The following is a 19,302-nucleotide window of genomic DNA, read 5'->3' as shown; positions in this document are numbered from 1 at the left end:
CTATTATTTTGATAGCGCATTACGCTTATTTCATAAGCGCTGCAGGCCAAAAACACCATTAATCCATACGGTAGCGCAGGCTGACCCACAGCGCGGGCCGCACGGTGCCGTGCACCGGCGTTTGCAAGGTACCGGTCCAGGCCCAGCGGCGGTCTGCCGATTCGCGGAACAGCACCAGGTTGAGGTTCCAGCCTGCCCCCAGCGGCGACTGGGCCGCCTGGTCGGCAAAGCGCGAGCCCCGGTACACCAGGGACGCCAGGCTCAGGTCGCGCCCGCCGTGGCGCCAGGCATGGGCCAGTACCGCCGTGTGGCGGGGCACGCCAGGCAGCGGCAGGCCGGCGTAGGCCGCACCGGTGTTGCGCGAACGGGCCCAGGTGTAGCTGGCCAGCACGCTGCGGCGCGGCACCCACACGTGGTTGACCGCCACCCCCATCTGCTGCAGGCTGCCCTGCCCGAAAAAGGGGTTGCCGTTGTAGGCATCGATCGCAATCTGGCCCGAGGCCGACACCGGCGCCAGCACATCCGCGCGGTCAGACACTGCCACGCCCATGCCGGGGATGAGCACGCGCCCATCCGGCCCCTGGGGGTTGACGATGTGCTGGCTGCTGGCCATGGCCCAGGCGAAGGTGCGCGGGTCGATCTCCCAGTCCCATTGCAGGGCACGTTTGCGTGCCAGGCTGCCCATGCGCTGGTACTGGTGGTCTGCGGCAATCGCGCCCACGGCGACTGGCGCCAGGGTGTGCGTGGCGGGTGCGTGCACGTTCTCGATGTAGGCTGCATGCAGTGCCCGGCCCGGCCCCATGTGGTACGACACGCCCACGCGGGGCCGCAGCTTGCGGGCGTACCCGGCCTCGGTGATGGCGGGCGGCAGCAGGTCGGCGCCGTCGATCTGGCGGTAGTAGCGGCTGGCGCTGCGCACCTGCAGGTGCGGCCAGTAGGCACCGGCCTGCCAGGTCCAGGCGCCCTGGCGCCATTCGGTATCGACCCAGGGCATGTCAAATGCCACACGGGTGCTGGCCTCGGACGCCTCCCAGGGCAAGCCTGGGTCGTACAGGCCGTTGCGCGCCTGCGCCCGTGCATATTCCCAGCCCAGGCTCCAGCGCTGCCCGGGCCACTGCACCACATGGCGCAGCATCGCGCCTTCCAGACGATCGACCAGACGCGAATCCTGCGGCCCCCAGTCCACCAGGTCCAGGCTGCGGGCATTGCTGTTGCGCGCATGGTGCAGCTTGAACCAGGTCTGCGCATCGGCAGACCAGCGCCAGGAGCCCCCCAGGTCGGTGCGCGTGGACGTGCCACGGGCCACGCCGTCAAAGCGGGCCGTGCCCAGGTCCAGCCCGCCGGGATAGCCTGAACGGTCGCTGCCTTGGTTGTGCACCGCAAAAAGGCCCAGACGGTCCACCGGCCGCGCCCCCCAGGCCAGATCCACCATGGGCGCCGTCAGCCAGTACGAGCCCGAAGCGCCGCGCGGCCACAGGCGCAGCCCATTGGCACGCACCAGCCAGGCCATGGGCATGGGTGCAGCGCCCAGGCCCCGCAGCACGCCATCGGCAGCCAAAGAGGTCTGCCGCGCATCGCGCCCGGCGCTGGCCACCACCACGGCTTCGGTGCCCAGCGTGCGCAGCACAGGCACCTGGCGCTCGCCCATGCCAAAGGCCAGAGGGTCGGCCAGGTAGCCCTGCATGAGCTCGGAGTTGCGGCTGAAGTCGCTTTCGTAGCGGTTGGCCATGAAGAAATGGCTGCCCGCCCACAGTGGGTAGTACGACTGCTGCGCGTAGGCACGCGCCCAGTGCTCTAGCCCGAAATCGCCCAAAGCTTTGCCCAGGTTGGCCGAGCCCTGGGCGTCGCTGGCCAGCGGGTTGAGCGATTTGAGATAGGGCAGGCGACCCAGGGCCTCGCGCGCGGCAGCGATGGCGGCTTCGGGCTCGCCGCCGTCGTTGCGCAGGATGGATTCCACCTGCCAGGGCAGGGGGTCTTTGGGGTCGGACAGCCGCGCGCGCTCCAGGGAATCAAAGGCTGCAGCCTGCCCACCCAACCGGTGTTCGGCCACCGCAAGCCAGACATGGGCCTGGGCGTAGCGCGGTTCGATCACCAGCGCCTTGAGCAGCAAGGTGCGCGCGCCTTCGGGGTCGCCCTGCTGCAGGGCCCACAGGCCGGCACCGGCCAGGCTCACGTAATCGTCGCCCGCCAGCGCCAGGGCGGCGTCGAACCCGGCCCGCGCTTGCGGCAGGCGCAGGGCCTCGGTGGCGGCAGTGGCCTGGGCACCCCGGTAGGCGGGGTTGTCGGGCGCCAGCTCCACCGCTCGCGCCAGGGCCATGCGGGCGGCGTGCAGGTCGCCGCGTTCCTGCAGCGCGCGGCCCAGTCCCCATTGCGCGGCCGCCTGGGTGGCCGCAGTCTGAGCGCGACCCACAGCCTCGCGGTACAAGGCCAGGGCCGCGTCGCCTTGGCCCTGGAGCCTGTGCCAGCCGGCATCTGCCAGCAACAGCTCTGGCGCCTGCGGTGCCGTGGGGCGCGTGGCATCGATCCAGGCACGCGCCTCGGCGCCACGGTCCAGCACCAGCAGCAGTTCTGCCCTGCGCGCAGCCGTGCGCGGGTCCTGCGTACGCTGCCAGGCCTGCGCCAGGCGCGCCTGTGCGGCATCGACCTGGCCGTCGGCCAATTCCAGGTCGGCCAGGGCGAGTGCGACCGCAGCGCCCCCTTCGCCCTGCGCAGCAAGCGCCAGCAAGCGCTCGCGTGCCTGGCCCCATTGCCCTGCCTGCACCAGCGCACGCACATCGGCCAGCGGCGCGCTGAGGCCGGGGCGCTGGAACTCCTCCCAGCGCGTGGGGTCTGCCGGGTAGGCCGCCACCCATTGCACGCGCTGGCGCGGCTGCACCAGCAGGCGCTTGACGGGCGCCTGGCCCGGCACCACCACGCCTTGTTCGGCAGGGCCCAGCTCCACGCGGCCCTGCTCGTTGGACAGTTCCACCCGCCCCGAGAGCACGGTGAGCGTGGTGCGCCCGCCCTGTTCCACCTCCACATCCCAGTCGGTCCCGCGCACCACGGCAGTGGCGGCTGGGGTGCGCAGTTGCAGGCTGGCGGGGGTCTTCTTGGTGCGTGCCCACAGGCGTCCAGCCATCAGTTCCAGCAAGGTGCGCTCAGGACGGGACTCGCACAGGCGCACCTGGGCCTGGGCCGCCATGCGGATCTGCGTACGGTCTGCCAACAGCAGCGCAGCGGACGACAGGGCCAGGGTGCGCACATCGGCCCCGCCGCCCAGGTGTTGCGACAGCACTGCGGCCTGCCAGGGTGCGGCCTCACCCGCCCGGGTCTGCCCTTGCCCCGACAGCGCCACCACCTGGGCCGCAGGCACGCCGGGCTCCCCCGCCGCGCCCGCACATTGCGCCACCGCCTGGGCGGCACCCCAGCAGCCCGCACCCAGCACACAAAGAGCTCTCCAAGAGGGGATCGCTGACCACATGGCGGCACTCCTTCCACATCACACTTTGTCCAACGGCGTCGGGGGCAGGGGCTGGCCGCCCTGGCCTGAGTGCTCGGCCTCCTGCAGCCTGTGCTTCCAGCGCTCGGCCTGCGCCCGCCAGGGGGCTGCCCCCTGGCCTCCGTGTGCGCGCCAAGCGGCGCAGCACTCCTGGGCCTGCGCCCATTGTCCCGACTGCACGGCCTGGCGCAAGCCCTGGGCGATGTCGGCCAGTGCCGCATCGTCGCAGGGCGTGTACACATCGATGCCGGCGCTGCGGCCCGCCAGGCGCACGGTGTCGAGCCACAGCAGGGGCTGCGTCCATCCCGCAGCGCGGGCGGCATCGCGCAGCGCACCCGATAGCAGAATGGGGGTTCCCAGGGCCTTATTGGCGCCTTCCAGCCGGGATGCGGTGTTGACCGCATCGCCCACGGCGGTGTAGGTGAAGCGCGCCTGCGATCCCAGATGGCCCACGGCCGCCTCTCCCGTGTGCAGGCCGATGCGCAGCTGCACCTGTGCAAACGGGGTTCCCCGCCACAGCGCGCGCAGCTCCTGCATGGCGGTCTGCATGTCCAGCGCGCAAGCCAGCGCATTGCGGGCATGCGCGGCGTCAGGCAGGGGCGCGTTCCAGAACGCCATGACTGCATCGCCAATGAATTTGTCCAGCGTTCCGCCATGGCGATGCACGCAGTCGGTCATGCGGGAGAAATAGGCGTCCAGCGCATCGGCCACCTGCTGCACCGGCATGGCCTCGCTGGCCTGTGTGAAGCCCGCCAGGTCGGCAAACAGCAGGCTCAGTTCACGCCGTTCGCTGCGTGTGTGCTGAAAGCCGGAATGCACCAGTTGATCGACCACCGGCACGGGCAGGTACTGTGCAAATTCGCGGCGCAGCGCTTCGCGGCCCTGGCGCTCCTGCCAATAGCTGCTGGCAGCGCCCACGTTCAGATGCAGGGCCAGCATGGCCAGGGTGGGCAGCGCTGTCCACCACATGCCCGCCAGGTAGGCCACGCCACTGCCCAGGACAGCCGCACCGGCCAGCACCAGGCTCCACAGCGCCGCGCTGCGTCCTCGCCAAACGCGGGTGTGCAACGCCAGCGCCAGCAGCACCAGCAGGGCCTGGAGCCAAGGCCCTGCGGGCGGCGCAGGCACCACCCAGTCCCCCGCCAGCGCATTGGCCAGCGCCGTGGCGTGCAGGCGCACCCCTGCCTGCGTGCCCTCGCCCAGCACATGCAGCGGGGTGCGCAAGCGGTCCACGCCGTCAACAGGCGTGTCCTGCCCCACCAGCACAATCTTCCCGCGCAAGGCACCGGGCGGCAGGGCCTGCGCGGCATCCAACGCCTGGACGTAGTGCACGGTGGGCACGGCCGCCTCGGGGGCGTAGTGGCGCAGCAAGGCTCCGGGTGGTGGCGCGCGCACCTTGCGGCCTGCGGCCTGCGCCAGCACACGCCAGAAGGCATCGTCCGCGTCCGGCAGGCGCCGCACCACCCCATCTGCGTCCACCGGCATGGCCACGTTGCCGTGGCGGGCGCCAGCAAAGATGGACTCCACGCGCTGGCGGTACTGCTGCAACTGGGTGCTTTGCACGTCCACGTCGATGCTGGCCAGCACCACCGGCAGGCTGCCCTGCAACGCCTGTGCCAGCACGGCATCGTCCTGCGGCGTCTGTGGGGCGCTGAACAACAGGTCCCAGCCCACAGCGGCCACCCCCTGCCCGGCCAGGGCCTGGAGCATGCGCGCATGCAGGTGGCGCGGCAGGGGCGGCGCCAAGCCCAGGCTGCTGAGGCTGGCCTCGTCGATGGCGACCACCACGACGCCCACGGGCGGGTGGGCAGGCGCCGAGAAGCCGGCGAGCAAGTCGTGCTCCAGGCGCTGCAAAGGCGCCCACAGCGGCGACACCCACAGCAGTGCCAGCAGCACCAGGCTGCCCAGCACACGCGGCACCCACAGGCGCCAGGCAAGGGAAGCTGCGTCCATGCCAACACACTCCTGCGCAGCGCGGCGCGGTGTACCCCGGCCCGGCGACCGGGAGGCTGTCAAGACTGTAGACGAGTTCGCGCCAGACCAACAGCCCCCGCCACCTGGGGAATGCGAGGCCCCCTGCTGCCGATCGCTCGCCATAGACTACCCCAAGCTATTCCTTCCCGTGCCATGCATTTACTTCGTCGGTCCTTGCTGTGCTTCGTGTCTGCGCTGACCAGCACCAACGTACTTTCTGGCGACGGCACGGTGAAAGAGGCCCGCAGCCCCACCCGCTGGACCAATTCCCTGGGCATGGTGTTCGTGCGCATCCCGGCGGGCAGTTTCTGGATGGGCAGTGCGGAACCGCCCGAGCGTCTGGCGCGCGACTATCCCCAGTTGGAGCCGCAGCGCTTTTCCAAGCTGGGCGACGAAGCCCCAGTGCACCACGTGCGCATCACCCGCGCCTTCTGGCTGGGCCAGCACGAGGTGACGGTGGGGCAGTTCCGGCGCTTTATTGAGGCCTCGGGCCATGTGCCGCAGTCGGTGGCCGATGGCACCGGGGGCTATGGCTACAACCCTACCTACGACCCCGCCACCACCGCGCGTGGCGATGCTTTCGAGGGCCGCCTGCCGCGCTACTCCTGGCGCGACCCCGGCTTTGCCCAGACCGACGAGCACCCGGTGGTGAACGTGACCTGGCACGACGCGCAGGCGCTGGCCGCCTGGCTCAGCCGCACCGAAGGCCAGCGCTACCGCCTGCCCACCGAGGCCGAATGGGAATACGCCTGCCGGGCCGGCACCCGCACCCGCTACCCCCATGGCGACGACCCGCAGACGCTGGTGCAGCACGCCAACCTGTTCGACCAGGACGCGGCCCCCTACTGGCCGCGCTGGAGCCAGCACGCCCTGACAGGCAGCGACGGGCACGCCTTCACCGCGCCGGTGGGCAGCCATGCACCCAACGCCTGGGGGGTGCAGGACATGCTGGGCAATGTGTGGGAATGGGTGTCTGACTGGCATGGTGACGATTACTACGCCCACTCCCCACGCAAGGACCCCCAAGGCCCGGCACAGGGCACGGTGCGCGTGCGCCGGGGCGGCTCCTGGCACACCTGGCCCTTCTATGCGCGCTGCAGCTTTCGCAACTGGAACGACCCGGACACGCGCTACACGCTGGTAGGCATCCGGCTGGTGCGCGAATGACGCCGCCGCCGGCCGACCCACTGTCAAGCCTTTGACACCCAGCGCACGCGCCAGGCGGCGACAATCGCCCCATGCCCTGGGATCTTGCGCAACCTTACACCCTTGACCTCACCCCGCAGACCGGTGACATCGATGGACTGAACCACACCAACAACGCCGTGTACGTGCAGTGGTGCGAACGCATCGGCTGGGCGCATTCCGAAGCGTTGGGCCTGAACCTGGCCGACTACCACCGGCTGGACCGCGCCATGGTCATCCGCCAGGCCCACTACGACTACCTGCTGCCCTCGCTGCTGGGCGAGCCGCTGGTGCTGGGCACCTGGATCACGGCCAGCGACGGCAAGCTCACCATGGAGCGGCGCTTTCAGTTGGTGCGCGCCAGCGACAAGGCCACCATCCTGCGCGGCCACTGGCACCTGGTGTGTGTGGAGCTCACCAGCGGCAAGCCCCGGCGCATGCCCGAGGCGTTTTGCAGCATCTATCTGCCAGCGCTCACTGCGGCCTGAAGCGGCGCCCACCCTCACTGCCGCTGGGGTTTGTCACGGCCCTGCCATGCCGGGGCGCTCCAATCACGGGCAACGGAGAACAACCCGATGCTCAAGGAACAAGCGGTGGCCTCGCTAGGCCAGTCCTCGCTGCTCATGCCTGCGTGGATCAAGGCGGCCCTGGCTGCCAATGACCGACTCAAGCTCTACCTGACCCTGCTGCAGTCCGCAGCCCAGCGCGCCAGCGCCCCCGAACACACCGAGGGCGGCTGGGAGGCCGAACTCGCGCGCTCGCTGCTGCGCGACGCCCCCTGGGTGCAGGACATGCTGCAGGGCGCCTACTTCGACGACGAGCTGCTCGTGCTGCCGCACCTGGACGATCTGCTGCGCGCGCTGTCTGCCGACCTGTCCACCATGGCGCGCCCGGTGTGCGATACCGGGCCGGGCAGTGCACCCCCCCTGGCCCAGCGTCGCGACGCCTGGCTGCAGCGCCTGCACGCCCTGGCCGACGACGAAGGCCTGCCGCGCAGCGTGCTGGCCGAACTGACCCACGGCGACCACCAGCGCGGCGACAGCCTGCACCTGCTGGTGATGGACCTGCACAAGCAGCTCAACACCCTGTCGGGCACGCTGGCCACCGAGGACGTGGACGGCGCCCACACCTGGCAGTTGCCCGCGAGCGACCTGCCGCTGATCCGTGCCTTCATGCGCGGCCTGCACCGCACGGCAGAGCTGAAGTTCTCGCACCCTGGGCTGGACACCGCCGCCACACGCGACGGCGAGCGCCTGCTGATCCAGAACGACATCGGCACCAACGACGTGCATGTGCTGGTCATCGAGGTGTGCGGTCTGGAGGTGTCGCTCACCTATTCCGACCTGCACCCTGGGCGCTTTGGCTTTTTCCGGCAGATGCTGGAAGCACAGGGCTTTGCCTGGCAGGTGTTCGACCCGCGCGTGTCCGACGGACTTAACAGCGGCAAGCCCTACCTCGTGGGCCAGGCCCGCCTGGGCGCCGCCGACACGGCCACCTTGCAAACTGCGCTGGAGCAGTTGGCCTCGCGCATCGTTTTCGTGATCGACTGGAACCGCGCGCGCAAGCGGCTGCAGCACTTTGTGGGCAAGCCCCAGGCGCACGCACTGCTGGCGCAGGCCGCACGCAACGACTGGGGCCACATGGCCTGGCTTATCGCCGGGGCCGAGCGACTGGTGTACAACGCCATGCAGGCGGTGGACAGCGAGGCTTTCCGCGTGGGCGACCGGCTCGACGACGTGCTGGGCGAACAGGCCGCCAGCCAGTACCTGCTGGAGCTGCTGCGCCTGTCCAGCCTGCTGCTGCGCCAGCAGCAACCCCTGTCGCTGGTGGCCGACGAGGCCCGGCTACTGCTGGGCCGAATGCTGCGCCAGCGCAGCTTTGAATTCGACCTGCTGGCCGAACACGCTGCCTACATCCACGCCCTGGCCGAAGGCCTGTGCCAGGCCCTGGAATCCCCCGGCGACGCCGAGCAGACCCAGGCCCAGGTGCTGCGCGCCAAGAACTGGGAGCGCCAGGCCGACCACCTGCTGATGGACGCGCGCCAGCGCGCCGAGCGGCGCGAGCGCTGGCGCCCGGTGGTGGACTGCCTGGGCAAGGCCGATGACGTGGCCGATGCGCTGGAAGAAGCCACCTTCATGCACTCGCTCACGCTCACGCCGCCCTGCCCCGGACTGCCCCTCGCCGTGCGCGCGGCGCTGTGCCAGCTCGCCGCCACCACGCTGTGCGCCATCCAGGATCTCGTCAAGGCCATTGAAATTGCGCGCCAGGCCGTGCACCAGACCGACGGCAGCGACAGCGACCTGTTCCTGCAAACCCTGTGGCGCATGCTGCGTGCCGAACGCCAGTGCGACGACCTGCTGCGCCAGGCGCGTACCACCATGGTGCGCCACTTGCACGATGCGCCAGTGGCCTTCACCCTGGCCAGCGAACTGGCCTCCACCCTGGAAAACGCCACCGACCACCTGCTGCGCGCGGGCTACGCAATGCGCGAAATGGTGCTGAACAAAACCGGAGCCGCCGCATGAAGCCCCAGACCACCCTGCCCCGGCACCTGTACCTGGTGCGCACCCCGGCCCGTACCGACCTGCACAAGCCCTCACCCGACACCATGGGTGGCAAGGGTTTCAACCTGCAGCGCATGGCCGAGGCCGGGCTCAACGTGCCCGCCGCGCTGGTCATCGGTACGCACTACAGCCACGCCCCACAAGACTGCCTGCTGCCCGTGTTCTCCATGGGCCTGCCCGCGCTCGAAGAAAGCACCGGCCTGCTGTTTGGCGACGAACGCAACCCGCTGATCCTGTCGGTGCGATCCGGCGCGCCGGTGTCCATGCCCGGCATGCTCGAAACCCTGCTCAACATCGGCCTGAGCAACCACACCCTGCCCGGCCTGGTGCGCCAGACCGGCAACCCGCGCATGGCCTGGGACGCCTACCGCCGCCTGGTGGCCAGCTATGGCGAAGTCGTGGCAGGCCTGCCCGCCGCGCTGTTCGAGGACGAGATCGCCCGCGTCACCCAGGGCCGGGACGAGCGCCTGCTGGACTTTGCCCAACTGCGCCAGCTCACGCGCAGCTTTCTGGCCCTGTACGCCACCGCTGTCGGGCGCCCCTTCCCGCAGGACGCGCACGAGCAGCTCAGTGGCGCCATCGGCGCCGTGTTTGCGTCGTGGAACGCCGACAAGGCCCAGGAGTACCGCCGCATCCACGACATCGACCCGGACATGGGCACGGCCGTCATCCTGCAGCGCATGGTGTTTGGCAATGCGGGCGGCCATTCGGGCGCGGGCGTGGGCTTCACGCGCGACCCCAGCACGGGCGAGCCGCGCCTGTGGGTGGACTTTCTGGCCAACGCACAGGGCGAAGACGTGGTCAGCGGGCGGCGCAACGCCCACGGCCACGACACCCTGGCTAGCGTGGCCCCGCAGGCGTGGCAGCAACTGCAAGCCGCGGCCCAGGTGCTGGAGCGCGACTTTCTGGACATGCAGGACTTCGAGTTCACCGTACAGGACGGCGTGCTGCACATGCTGCAAACCCGCGCAGGCAAACGCACCGCATTGGCCGCCGCCCGCATTGCACTGGACCTGCACGACGAGGGCTGGATTCCCACCCACGAAGCCCAGCGCCGCACCCAGACCCTGGAGCCCGAGCAACTGGGCACCTGGCGCATGGTGGCCGAAGACGGCCAGGCCAGCACGCTGCAGCCCCTGGCCACCGCGGTACCGGCCTGCACCGGGGTGGTCAGCGGCGCCATTGCGCTGGACACCGATGCCGTGCGCGCCCTGGTGGCCCAGGGCAAGGCCGCCGTGCTGGTGCGCCAGGACGCCGAAACCAGCGACATCGCCGCGCTGCAGGCCGCGCAAGGCCTGCTGACACAGCGCGGCGCACGCACCTCGCACGCGGCCGTGGTGGCGCGCCAATTGGGCAAGACCTGCCTGGTGGGCTGCAACGCCCTGCAAATCGACCTGGGCACACGCAGCCTGCGCCTTGGCAGCCAGACGCTGCACGAGGGCGACGCCCTCACCCTGGACGGCAACGACGGCGCCGTGTACGCAGGCCAGGCGCGCATTGCCCTGGTGCCCGACACCGCACTGCAGGCCCGGCTGCACACCTTGCGCGCCCAGGGGCACAAAAAGCACCATTGAACTGTCAGTGAACGCGGGCCTGAGGGTTCAGGTGCCTGCATCCGGGCGGTGCTGCCGCGCGGCATCCATGATCTGCCGAAGACCAGGAAACAGGGTATCGCGCTGCCAGGCCTGCATGTGCTTACCGAAGGCCTGGCCCAGGCGGTGATCGATGGCTTTGGCCTGGCTCCTGTCGGCAGAGGTTTCGATGGCGATGGCTCTTGCCATCTCATCCTCGCCGAGGGCCTTGGTCAGTTGTGCCATCAGCTGGGGCATATAGGCCTCCACCGACACAGCGTTGCGCAGGCCTTCGGCGAAGCGGCTTCGGCGCTCGCGGCGATCGGGAAACCGGCCGACAGCATCGTCATAGCGCTCAATCGCACGCAGCTTGATGGCCAGCAATTGACGCTGCCATGACTTCATTTCTGTCACATCCAGCAGGCGCCTGGCTGCGGTCTCATGGGCATTGGCAGGCTTCCAGGCTGCAGGAGGCGCCGCCAACGGCGCAGACGTGTCCATGGTTTCGGCGAGTCCTGTGTTGGTGAATGCCTGGATGTCCCGCCGCGCACGGTCCAGCAGGGCAAATTCCACCTCGTCCAGTGCGGGGCGCAAGCGCTGCTCCAGCCACTGGCCGTCGGCCGACTCCTGGAACGTGCGCAAGACTGCCACATCGGCCGCGGAAGCAGCCTCCAGATACGACCGCACCACCAGACCCTGAAGTTCTCCAGGCCAGGCAAAGCGTTCCAGCATGTAGTCGCGCAGCTGCAAGCCCAGGCGTTCGCGCACTTGCGGCTTGAGGTCTGACCAGGCCCGAGAGTTGACCGCAAGCTGCATCTGCCCTTCAAAGGTCTGGCGCAGCCCTGCCAACCGTTCGGGCCAGTTCTGCAGAGCCACGAGCGCCTGCACCGCCTCGGGGCTGGGTCGTGCAGAGGCCTGTTTTGCCGAGGTCGAAACACCAGGCACCGGGCTCTGGGCCAGTGCGGGACGGATGGCCACCCATGCGGCCAGCGCAAGCGCCACCATGGCCATCCCAAGGGCCGCGCGCCGGGCCTGCGGTGGTTGAGAAAGAGAAGATGGGGGCATGTGGACTCCTGTGATGACCGCGCTGCGCCATGGCGGGAAGCCCATGCCGCAGGCAGGCATCTCCACCTCTGCCTGAGCGCAGTTGTGCAGGTCTGTGTTGTGACGGGGCGAGCCTATCGCAAATCCGCAGGCGCACATGCAACCATCGGTAAATCCAACCGCCATACCCCCGGGGTGCTGAGGTAAGCTGGTCGTTTGCGCAGGCCGCAGGCGCGGCACTGCTTGTCTTGGTCTTCCACAGGAGCACCCCCATGCCTTTGCGTCCCTTCCGTACCTGGTCCCTCCTTCCCGTGGGCGCGTTGATGCTGCTGGCGGGCTGCGCCGCAACGCCCCCTGCCACCGGCCCCACAGGTGCACCACGCGGCGACCTGTGCAATGCCCAGGCTGCTCAGTCGTTTGTGGGCCAGAACAGCACGGCCAAGGTGGTGGAGGCAGCGCGTGTGAAATCCGGTGCGCTGATGGCGCGCATCCTGCGCCCGGGCCAGATGGTGACCAAGGAATACAACGCCCAGCGCCTGAACCTGGAAGTGGACGCTAACGGTCGCATCGTGGCCGCACGTTGTTGGTGATGCCCCCCTGTCGCCCGCAGTGCTTGGGCTTTTTCAGGGCGCCATTTGCGGCTACAGAAACAGTTCCTGCAGGTCGCTCAGAAAATCAAAGCCCCGGGGCGTGGGCTTGACGCGGCCCAGGTCGCGCTGAACCAGGCCCTTGCGTTCGGCCTCTTGCAAAGGGGCCTCGATGGCAGTGAGGGCCAGGCCGGTGCGCTCGACAAAGTCCTGCAGCGCAAAGCCGCTGCGCAGGCGCAGGGCGTTGAGCATGAACTCAAACGGCAGGTCGCCACGGCGCACCTCGTTGTCCTGCGCCAGGGCCTGGCCTGCGAGCGCCTGGTCCATGTAGCGCTGTGGATCGCGAAAGCGCACCTGGCGCACCACGCGGTGGGCAAAGCTGAGCTTGCTGTGCGCGCCCGCGCCAATGCCAAGGTAGTCGCCAAATTCCCAGTAGTTGGTGTTGTGCTGGCACTGGTGGCTGCTGCGTGCGTAGGCGGACACCTCGTAGCGCTCCAGCCCGGCCTGCGCGGTGTGCTCGGTGATGTGGTCGAGCATGGCGTAGGCCTCGTCGTCCGGCGGCACGGTGGGTGGATGCTTGGCGAACCAGGTGTTGGGCTCGATGGTCAGGTGGTACACCGACAGGTGCGGCGGCGCCAGGGCCAGCGCGGTGCGCAGGTCGGCGTCCAGCTCGGGCAGCGTCTGGCCGGGCAGCGCGTACATGAGGTCGAGGTTGAAGGTCTCGAAGGCCTGCTGCGCCTCCTCCACCGCCGCAATGGCCTGGGCACGGTCGTGCACGCGGCCCAGGGCCTGCAGGTGCCGGTCGTTGAAGCTCTGCACACCCACCGACAGGCGCGTGACGCCCGCAGCGCGGAAGGCACGGAAGCGGTCTTTCTCGAAGGTGCCGGGGTTGGCCTCCAGCGTCACTTCGCAGCCCGCCGCCAGCGGCAGGCGCGCGCGGATGTCGGCCAGCAGGCGGTCGATAGACGCGGGCGCAAACAGGCTGGGCGTGCCGCCACCAATGAAGACGCTGTGCACCTGGCGCCCCCACACCAGCGGCAGCGCGGCTTCCAGGTCGGCGCACAGGGCGTCCAGGTAGCGCTGCTCGGGCAGGGCCTCGCCGCCCTGGTGGGCGTGCGAATTGAAATCGCAGTAAGGGCACTTGCGCAGGCACCAGGGGATGTGCACGTACAGCGACAGCGGCGGCAGGCTGCTGAGCTGTAGCAGCCCTGGGCGCATGTAGTGCTGGATGTCGCGCTGCGGCGCGGGCTGCGCCTCGTCAGCGGCAGAAACAATCGGGATGCTCATGGTGATATCAAAACCATAGCTGCTGGCGCTTGTCTGTATTGGGTTTCATTATGAAAATTATCTGAAACACCCAAATGGAAAGCGCTGGCAGCTCACATTTTTGAAGCATCCGGCAACCAGCGCTCGCGCATCAGCGCCAGCATCTGCTGCGCCGCGCGGCCCCGGTGACTGTTCGCGTTCTTCACTTCAGGGGGCAGCTCGGCGAAGGTCTGGCCGAATTCGGGGATGAACATCACCGGGTCGAAACCAAAGCCGTGGCTGCCGCGCCGCTCGGGCGCGATCTCGCCCACCACGCGGCCCACGGCAATCAATGGCTCGGGGTCCTGCGGGCTGCGCACGGCCACCAGGGTGCTGACCATGGCGGCGCGGCGGTTGGCCTGGCCCTGCATCTGTTCCAGCAGGGCGCGCACGTTGTTGTCGTCGCCCTTCTCGTAGCCAAACTGGGTGGCGTAGTAGGCCGTGTCCACGCCCGGCAAGCCGCCAAAGGCGTCCACGCACAGGCCGGCGTCGTCGGCCAGGGCCGGCAGGCCGGTGTGTGCGCTGGCAAAGCGCGCCTTGGCCAGGGCGTTCTCGACAAAGGTGCGGTGCGGCTCCTCGGCCTCGCCCACGCCGAGGTCGGCCTGGCGCACCAGCTCCACGCCCAGGGGGGCCAGCATGGCCTGCAGTTCTGCGAGCTTGCCGCGGTTGTTGGATGCCAATACGATTTTCATAACAAATCAGCCTCTAGCGCTTGCCCAGAAAGCGCGACTAGCTATTATTTTTGCAGTGCTTCCTGCTGCATCTGCATCAGTTCGCCAATGCCTTTTTCGGCCAGCAGCAGGAGCTGGTCCATCTCGCGGCGCGTGAAGGCCACGCCCTCGGCCGTGCCCTGCACTTCCACGAAGTGTCCGGCACCGGTCATGACCACGTTCATGTCGGTGTCACAGGCCACGTCCTCCACGTATTCGAGGTCGAGCACGGGCGTGCCCTGCACGATGCCCACCGAGATGGCGGCCACGGGTTCGCGGATGGGCGAGGTGGCGATCTTGCCGCTGGCGAGCAGCGTGTTCACCGCGTCCTGCGCGGCCACCCAGGCGCCGGTGATGGCAGCGGTGCGCGTGCCGCCGTCGGCCTGGATCACGTCGCAGTCGAGCACGATGCTGCGCTCGCCCAGGAGCTTGAGGTCGAACACGGCGCGCAGCGAGCGGCCGATGAGGCGCTGGATTTCCTGCGTGCGGCCGCTCTGCTTGCCGCGCGCGGCCTCGCGGTCGCTGCGGCTGTGCGTGGCGCGCGGCAGCATGCCGTATTCGGCCGTGACCCAGCCCTCGCCACTGCCGCGCTTGTGCGGCGGCACCTTCTCTTCCACCGAGGCGGTGCACAGCACCTTGGTATTGCCGAACTCGACGAGCACCGAGCCCTCGGCATGCATGGTGTAGCGGCGGGTGATGCGCACGGGGCGCAACTGGTCGGCGGCACGGCCGCTGGTGCGAACGAAAGAAGTCATGTGGGAAACGTCAAAAAATGGCGCTACGTGCAGCGCCCAGGTTGCAAGCTATTCACCGCCTATTGCGCCGCGCGCGGCCCAGGCCAGCGACCGCCGCGCAAGGGCCGCCAGCCTTCCCATGTACAGGCGCTGGCGGTGTCCCCTTCCCCGCGCGCAGCGCGAGAGGAGGGGGAAGGCGCGCAGCGACACAGGGGGAGGTTCACGCTTTCTTCGCGGCCGAAGTGCGCCGGATGGCTTCGTTGATCTCGGCGATGGAGCGCTCGATGGCTTCGTCGTCCAGGTCATCGACCAGCGCGTCCAGCGGCCCGGCCTGGATGGTGGAGGCGAACACGTCATCGCCAATGCTCTCGGTGGACACGCCCTGGGTGGACTCGAACGCGTCGGGCGTCTCCCACTCCATGGCCACCACGGTCACGTTGTCACTGCTGTCACCGGCCTTGCGCAAGGCCTGCTCGACCAGTTCCGGCACGGACTGGGACACCGAGTCGGCGCCCAGTTGGCGGGAGATGTCCTCATCGCTGAGCGTGCCCCACAGGCCGTCGGAGCACAGCAGCAGGCGGTCGCCCTGCTCCAGCAACACCGGGCCGGTCATGTCATAAATGGGTTTGGTGGGCGAACCCAGGCAGGTGAACAGCACGTTGCGGTTGATGCGCTCCAGCGCCACCGGCACGTTGCGCAGTTCCATGTAAGAGTGGTCGCGCGTGCGCGTGAGCAACTGGCCCGAGCGCACCATGTACAGGCGCGAGTCGCCACAGTGAATCCAGTGGGCATTGCCCGCCTGCACCACGGCCACCACCAGTGTGGTGCGGGGCGAGTCGATCATGCCCTTGTCGCTGGCGTAGCGCAGGATCTGGTGGTGCGCGGCCAGGAGCGAGGCCGACAGAAACTCCTGCACATCGGGCAACTGCGGCCGCGCCTGGCGCTGGAACATCGAGGCCACGGTCTGCAGCGCGATCTGCGCAGCCACCTCGCCCTCGGGGTGGCCACCCATGCCGTCGGCCAGAACGAACAGGCCGGACTCACGCGTGTAGCAGTAGCCCATGCGGTCTTCGTTCTTCTCGCGGCCGCCACGGCGGCTGATCTGGAATACAGAGAATTTCATTTGGGCTTGGCCCCTACGGCCGCGGGGGCGGTTGCCTTCTGGACGGTTTTCTTGGTGTCGGTGACCAGATTGTCAATCTGCAGTCGCATTTTTTCGGCCACGGTGAGCTTGGTATAGCGGCGCTCACCCTCGCGGGCCAGCTCTTTCTGCAAGGCAAATACCGACTGCGGACGCGAGAGCGGATCGAGGGCCATGCACCACTCCACCACCTCGATCAGGTTGTCGGAGTACACGCCGCGCAGCTTGGCCAACGCCAGCGACAGGCGATCCTTTTCCTGGCGCTGCGGCGCCTCGTTGGGCGGATAGCCCTGCATGCAGGCATATATGCAGGCGCCCAGGGCGTAGATGTCGGTCCAGGGCCCCATGGAGGCGTCGCGCCGGTACATCTCGGGTGCGGCAAAGCCAGGGGTGTACATGGGGCGGATGAAGTTGCCCTCTTTGGACAGCACCTCGCGCGCAGCGCCAAAGTCGATCATCACGGCCTTGTTGTCGTCGGTGATGAAGATGTTGGCCGGCTTGATGTCCAGGTGCAGCATCTTGTGCTGGTGCACGATGCGCATGCCACGCAGCACTTCGTCGAACAGCGAGCGAATGGTGGATTCGCGGAAGACCTTCTGGCCCTTGAGATCGCGCGCCGTGATGATGTAGTCCTGCAGGGTGGCGCCCTCCAGGTAGTTCATCACCATGTACACGGTTTCGTTCTCGCGGAAGAAATTGAGCACGCTCACCACCGAGGCGTGCGAGATCTGCGCCAGCGCCCGGCCTTCTTCAAAAAAGCTCTTGAGCCCCAGGCGGTACAGCGAGAGCTTCTCGGGCTGCACCTTGGGAAGCAATTCCCCCGGAGCGCGGGTGGCCAGCGAGGATGGAAGGTATTCCTTGATCGCCACCTGCTGGCCTTCGCTGTCCTCGGCCAGATAGACCACGCCGAAACCGCCGGCAGACAACCGGCGAATCACGCGGTACCCACCAATGACGGTATCGGGCGGCAACGGGGCCGGTTTGATTTTTGACATATTCTGCGAAGAAGATTCAGGCATCCGGCAGAACCCGGATAATCACGGGAATCGCAAGCCACCATCAGAAGTCCGATGCCAGTTTACAGCATGACCGGATACGCCAGCGCACAGGCCGCTGGCGCCGCCACAGCCCCTGCTACCGAGGGTCGCGCGGCGTCCACACGCCGTCTGGGACTGGAGATCCGGTCGGTCAACAGCCGATTTCTGGACCTGGCTTTCCGCCTGCCCGACGAGCTGCGCGCCCTCGAACCCTCCCTGCGCAGCCTGCTGACCAGCCAGATCAAGCGCGGCAAGGTGGAAGTGCGCGCCACCCTGGAAAGCACCGACACCACCAGCGTGCCCGACCCTTCGCCACGCCTGTTGCAACGCCTGAACGCTGCGCAGGACACCATCCGTTCCTGGTTGCCCCAAGCCACACCCCTGTCGGTGGCCGATGTGCTGCGGCTGTCAGTGCACTCGGGGCCTGCGGAAGAAGACTGGAGCCCCACGGCCATGGAACTGGCAGAGCAAGCCCTGGCCGCGTTGCTGGAGGCTCGCGCCCAGGAAGGCGCACGCCTGGCAACCATGCTCCAAGGCCACCTGGCACAGCTGCGCAGCCTGGCCCAGCAGGCAGTGCCGCTGGTGCCCAAACTCGTGGAACAACAGCGCCAACGCTTTCTGGAGCGCTGGAAAGAGGCCATGGGCCTGACCGAAGGCTCCAGTGCATCCCCCGAAGCGGCCCAGGAGCGCGCCCTGTCCGAGGCCACGGCCTTTGCCATCCGGATCGACGTGGCCGAGGAAGTCACCCGGCTGCAGTCCCACCTGGACGAAATCGAGCGCCTGCTGAAAAAGGGCGGCGACATCGGCAAACGCCTGGATTTCCTCATACAGGAGTTGCACCGCGAGGCCAACACCCTGGGCTCCAAATCGGCGGCGCTGGAACTCACCCGCATCAGTGTCGATATGAAAGTGCTGATCGAGCAGATGCGCGAGCAGGTTCAGAACATCGAATAACGCTTTTAATTTGATAGCGCCTGGCGCTTGTCTGTTATGGAATATCCGGGAAATCTATTTGTTGTTGCTGCCCCCAGCGGGGCAGGCAAATCCAGCCTCGTGAAGGCCTTGATGGAACTCGATTCCCAGGTACGCGCCTCGGTGTCGCACACCACGCGCGCCCCCCGAGGGCAGGAAAAGCACGGCCGCGAGTACTACTTCGCCTCCGACGCCGAATTCGACGCCATGGTTGCCTCCGACGCCTTTGTGGAATGGGCCCATGTGCACGGTCGGCGCTATGGCACGTCCAAAAAGGCCATCGAAGAGCGCATTGCCCAGGGCAACGACGTGATCCTGGAAATCGACTACCAGGGCGCACTCCAGGTCAAACAGACCTTTGCCAATGCCGTGCTGATCTTCATCCTGCCGCCCAGTTGGGAAGAACTGCGCTCGCGCCTGGAGCGCCGCGGAGAAGACTCTGCCGAAGTCATCGAACTGCGCCTCAAGAATGCCGCCGAGGAAATGGCCCAGGTGCACAAATTCGACTTCGTTATAATCAACGAGCTATTTGAGCGCGCGCTTTTCGACATGAAAGCCATCGTCCACGCACAACGCCTCAAGTACGCGGCCCAGCGCCGCGCCCGTGCCCAGACCTTCGAATCGCTCAACATTTCCTGATTTTCCGGAGTACCCCATGGCCCGCATCACCGTCGAAGACTGCCTGGAGCAGATTCCCAACCGTTTTCAGCTCGTTCTGGCTGCGACCTACCGCGCCCGCATGCTGAGCCATGGCCACGCACCGCGTATCGAGAGCCGCAACAAGCCTGGCGTGACCGCACTGCGCGAAATCGCGGCGGGCAAGGTCGGGCTGGAAATGCTCAAAAAAGTGCCGGGCTGATCTCCCCCTGGCACCTGCCAAGCACCGCAATGCGGTGCTTTTTTTATGGATCAGGGCCATAGAAGCATTTGCGCGCAGGGTTGCAAGCAACCGCGCTACATTAAAGGAATGGAAATGCAGGCCAGTCCCTCTGTCAATGCC

At 67.9% G+C, this 19,302-nt stretch carries 16 protein-coding genes; 8 read left to right on the top strand and 8 right to left on the bottom strand.

Annotated elements, in window-relative coordinates; genetic code table 11:
- Positions 1 to 58: 58 nt before the first annotated feature.
- Positions 59 to 3,424, bottom strand: a complete 3,366-nt coding sequence (locus MJ602_RS12015) for a FecR domain-containing protein (RefSeq protein WP_243021025.1) — start codon at positions 3,422 to 3,424, stop codon at positions 59 to 61.
- A 54-nt stretch (positions 3,425 to 3,478) separates the two neighbouring features.
- On the bottom strand, positions 3,479 to 5,431 hold the full coding sequence (locus MJ602_RS12010; protein WP_243021024.1) for an adenylate/guanylate cyclase domain-containing protein: 1,953 nt from the start codon (positions 5,429 to 5,431) through the stop codon (positions 3,479 to 3,481).
- 297 nt (positions 5,432 to 5,728) lie between these two features.
- On the opposite strand from MJ602_RS12010, the gene MJ602_RS12005 reads away from it, so the two are divergent.
- The 4 genes from MJ602_RS12005 (at position 5,729) to MJ602_RS11990 (ending at position 10,775) form a co-directional block, all read left to right on the top strand.
- Entirely contained in the window at positions 5,729 to 6,619 is an 891-nt protein-coding gene (locus MJ602_RS12005; protein WP_243021084.1) for a formylglycine-generating enzyme family protein, read from the top strand.
- A 71-nt stretch (positions 6,620 to 6,690) separates the two neighbouring features.
- The gene (locus tag MJ602_RS12000; RefSeq protein ID WP_243021023.1) at positions 6,691 to 7,125 is read left to right on the top strand and encodes an acyl-CoA thioesterase; all 435 of its coding nucleotides are present in this window, start codon (positions 6,691 to 6,693) and stop codon (positions 7,123 to 7,125) included.
- Between the two features lie 87 nt (positions 7,126 to 7,212).
- Entirely contained in the window at positions 7,213 to 9,162 is a 1,950-nt protein-coding gene (locus MJ602_RS11995; RefSeq protein WP_243021022.1) for a phosphate transport regulator, read from the top strand.
- Positions 9,159 to 10,775, top strand: a complete 1,617-nt coding sequence (locus MJ602_RS11990) for a PEP/pyruvate-binding domain-containing protein (protein WP_243021021.1) — start codon at positions 9,159 to 9,161, stop codon at positions 10,773 to 10,775. The genes MJ602_RS11995 and MJ602_RS11990 overlap by 4 nt, the downstream gene beginning before the upstream one ends.
- A gap of 27 nt (positions 10,776 to 10,802) precedes the next feature.
- On the opposite strand, the gene MJ602_RS11985 is transcribed toward MJ602_RS11990, so the two are convergent.
- Positions 10,803 to 11,837 (bottom strand): hypothetical protein, encoded by a 1,035-nt coding sequence (locus MJ602_RS11985; RefSeq protein ID WP_243021020.1) that lies wholly within the window; start codon positions 11,835 to 11,837, stop codon positions 10,803 to 10,805.
- Positions 11,838 to 12,088: 251 nt separating this feature from the next.
- Here MJ602_RS11985 and MJ602_RS11980 point away from each other — a divergent pair, with 251 nt between their 5' ends.
- Entirely contained in the window at positions 12,089 to 12,406 is a 318-nt protein-coding gene (locus MJ602_RS11980) for an I78 family peptidase inhibitor (RefSeq protein ID WP_423246708.1), read from the top strand.
- A gap of 51 nt (positions 12,407 to 12,457) precedes the next feature.
- Here the strand turns inward: MJ602_RS11980 and hemW are convergent, their stop codons facing one another.
- From hemW to MJ602_RS11955, 5 genes are all read right to left on the bottom strand, one after another.
- Positions 12,458 to 13,690, bottom strand: a complete 1,233-nt coding sequence (hemW, locus tag MJ602_RS11975) for a radical SAM family heme chaperone HemW (RefSeq protein WP_243021019.1) — start codon at positions 13,688 to 13,690, stop codon at positions 12,458 to 12,460.
- Positions 13,691 to 13,782: 92 nt separating this feature from the next.
- Positions 13,783 to 14,400: an RdgB/HAM1 family non-canonical purine NTP pyrophosphatase gene (gene rdgB / locus MJ602_RS11970; protein WP_243021018.1), complete on the bottom strand. Its 618-nt coding sequence runs from the start codon at positions 14,398 to 14,400 to the stop codon at positions 13,783 to 13,785.
- A 44-nt stretch (positions 14,401 to 14,444) separates the two neighbouring features.
- Positions 14,445 to 15,173, bottom strand: a complete 729-nt coding sequence (rph, locus tag MJ602_RS11965) for a ribonuclease PH (RefSeq protein WP_243021017.1) — start codon at positions 15,171 to 15,173, stop codon at positions 14,445 to 14,447.
- A 199-nt stretch (positions 15,174 to 15,372) separates the two neighbouring features.
- Positions 15,373 to 16,275, bottom strand: coding sequence for a PP2C family protein-serine/threonine phosphatase (locus tag MJ602_RS11960; protein WP_162016903.1), 903 nt, complete (start codon positions 16,273 to 16,275; stop codon positions 15,373 to 15,375).
- Positions 16,272 to 17,288, bottom strand: a complete 1,017-nt coding sequence (locus tag MJ602_RS11955) for a serine/threonine protein kinase (RefSeq protein WP_162016904.1) — start codon at positions 17,286 to 17,288, stop codon at positions 16,272 to 16,274. Before MJ602_RS11955 ends, MJ602_RS11960 begins: the two co-directional genes overlap by 4 nt.
- Before the next feature lie 75 nt (positions 17,289 to 17,363).
- On the opposite strand from MJ602_RS11955, the gene MJ602_RS11950 reads away from it, so the two are divergent.
- From MJ602_RS11950 to rpoZ, 3 genes are read left to right on the top strand one after another with little or no spacing between them, the layout of a single operon-like run.
- Positions 17,364 to 18,284, top strand: a complete 921-nt coding sequence (locus MJ602_RS11950) for a YicC/YloC family endoribonuclease (protein WP_243021016.1) — start codon at positions 17,364 to 17,366, stop codon at positions 18,282 to 18,284.
- A gap of 36 nt (positions 18,285 to 18,320) precedes the next feature.
- Positions 18,321 to 18,941: a guanylate kinase gene (gene gmk, locus MJ602_RS11945; RefSeq protein ID WP_243021015.1), complete on the top strand. Its 621-nt coding sequence runs from the start codon at positions 18,321 to 18,323 to the stop codon at positions 18,939 to 18,941.
- Positions 18,942 to 18,957: 16 nt separating this feature from the next.
- The gene (rpoZ, locus tag MJ602_RS11940) at positions 18,958 to 19,161 is read left to right on the top strand and encodes a DNA-directed RNA polymerase subunit omega (protein WP_162017009.1); all 204 of its coding nucleotides are present in this window, start codon (positions 18,958 to 18,960) and stop codon (positions 19,159 to 19,161) included.
- The last annotated feature ends 141 nt before the right edge of the window (positions 19,162 to 19,302 follow it).

It is taken from the genome of Simplicispira sedimenti, assembly GCF_022760965.1.
Lineage (GTDB): Bacteria > Pseudomonadota > Gammaproteobacteria > Burkholderiales > Burkholderiaceae_C > Simplicispira > Simplicispira sedimenti.
The sequence above is the reverse complement of the archived record's forward strand: the minus strand, read 5'-3'. Positions and strand labels throughout refer to the sequence as shown.

What these genes read in the sequence shown, in the direction of transcription:
- MJ602_RS12010 (WP_243021024.1), bottom strand. Translation starts at nt 5,431, where the DNA reads ATGGACGCAGCTTCCCTTGCCTGGCGCCTGTGGGTGCCGCGTGTGCTG.
- MJ602_RS12005 (WP_243021084.1), top strand. Translation starts at nt 5,729, where the DNA reads ATGGTGTTCGTGCGCATCCCGGCGGGCAGTTTCTGGATGGGCAGTGCG.
- MJ602_RS12000 (WP_243021023.1), top strand. Translation starts at nt 6,691, where the DNA reads ATGCCCTGGGATCTTGCGCAACCTTACACCCTTGACCTCACCCCGCAG.
- MJ602_RS11995 (WP_243021022.1), top strand. Translation starts at nt 7,213, where the DNA reads ATGCTCAAGGAACAAGCGGTGGCCTCGCTAGGCCAGTCCTCGCTGCTC.
- MJ602_RS11990 (WP_243021021.1), top strand. Translation starts at nt 9,159, where the DNA reads ATGAAGCCCCAGACCACCCTGCCCCGGCACCTGTACCTGGTGCGCACC.
- MJ602_RS11985 (WP_243021020.1), bottom strand. Translation starts at nt 11,837, where the DNA reads ATGCCCCCATCTTCTCTTTCTCAACCACCGCAGGCCCGGCGCGCGGCC.
- MJ602_RS11980 (WP_423246708.1), top strand. Translation starts at nt 12,089, where the DNA reads ATGCCTTTGCGTCCCTTCCGTACCTGGTCCCTCCTTCCCGTGGGCGCG.
- hemW (WP_243021019.1), bottom strand. Translation starts at nt 13,690, where the DNA reads ATGAGCATCCCGATTGTTTCTGCCGCTGACGAGGCGCAGCCCGCGCCG.
- rdgB (WP_243021018.1), bottom strand. Translation starts at nt 14,400, where the DNA reads ATGAAAATCGTATTGGCATCCAACAACCGCGGCAAGCTCGCAGAACTG.
- rph (WP_243021017.1), bottom strand. Translation starts at nt 15,173, where the DNA reads ATGACTTCTTTCGTTCGCACCAGCGGCCGTGCCGCCGACCAGTTGCGC.
- MJ602_RS11960 (WP_162016903.1), bottom strand. Translation starts at nt 16,275, where the DNA reads ATGAAATTCTCTGTATTCCAGATCAGCCGCCGTGGCGGCCGCGAGAAG.
- MJ602_RS11955 (WP_162016904.1), bottom strand. Translation starts at nt 17,288, where the DNA reads ATGTCAAAAATCAAACCGGCCCCGTTGCCGCCCGATACCGTCATTGGT.
- MJ602_RS11950 (WP_243021016.1), top strand. Translation starts at nt 17,364, where the DNA reads ATGCCAGTTTACAGCATGACCGGATACGCCAGCGCACAGGCCGCTGGC.
- gmk (WP_243021015.1), top strand. Translation starts at nt 18,321, where the DNA reads ATGGAATATCCGGGAAATCTATTTGTTGTTGCTGCCCCCAGCGGGGCA.
- rpoZ (WP_162017009.1), top strand. Translation starts at nt 18,958, where the DNA reads ATGGCCCGCATCACCGTCGAAGACTGCCTGGAGCAGATTCCCAACCGT.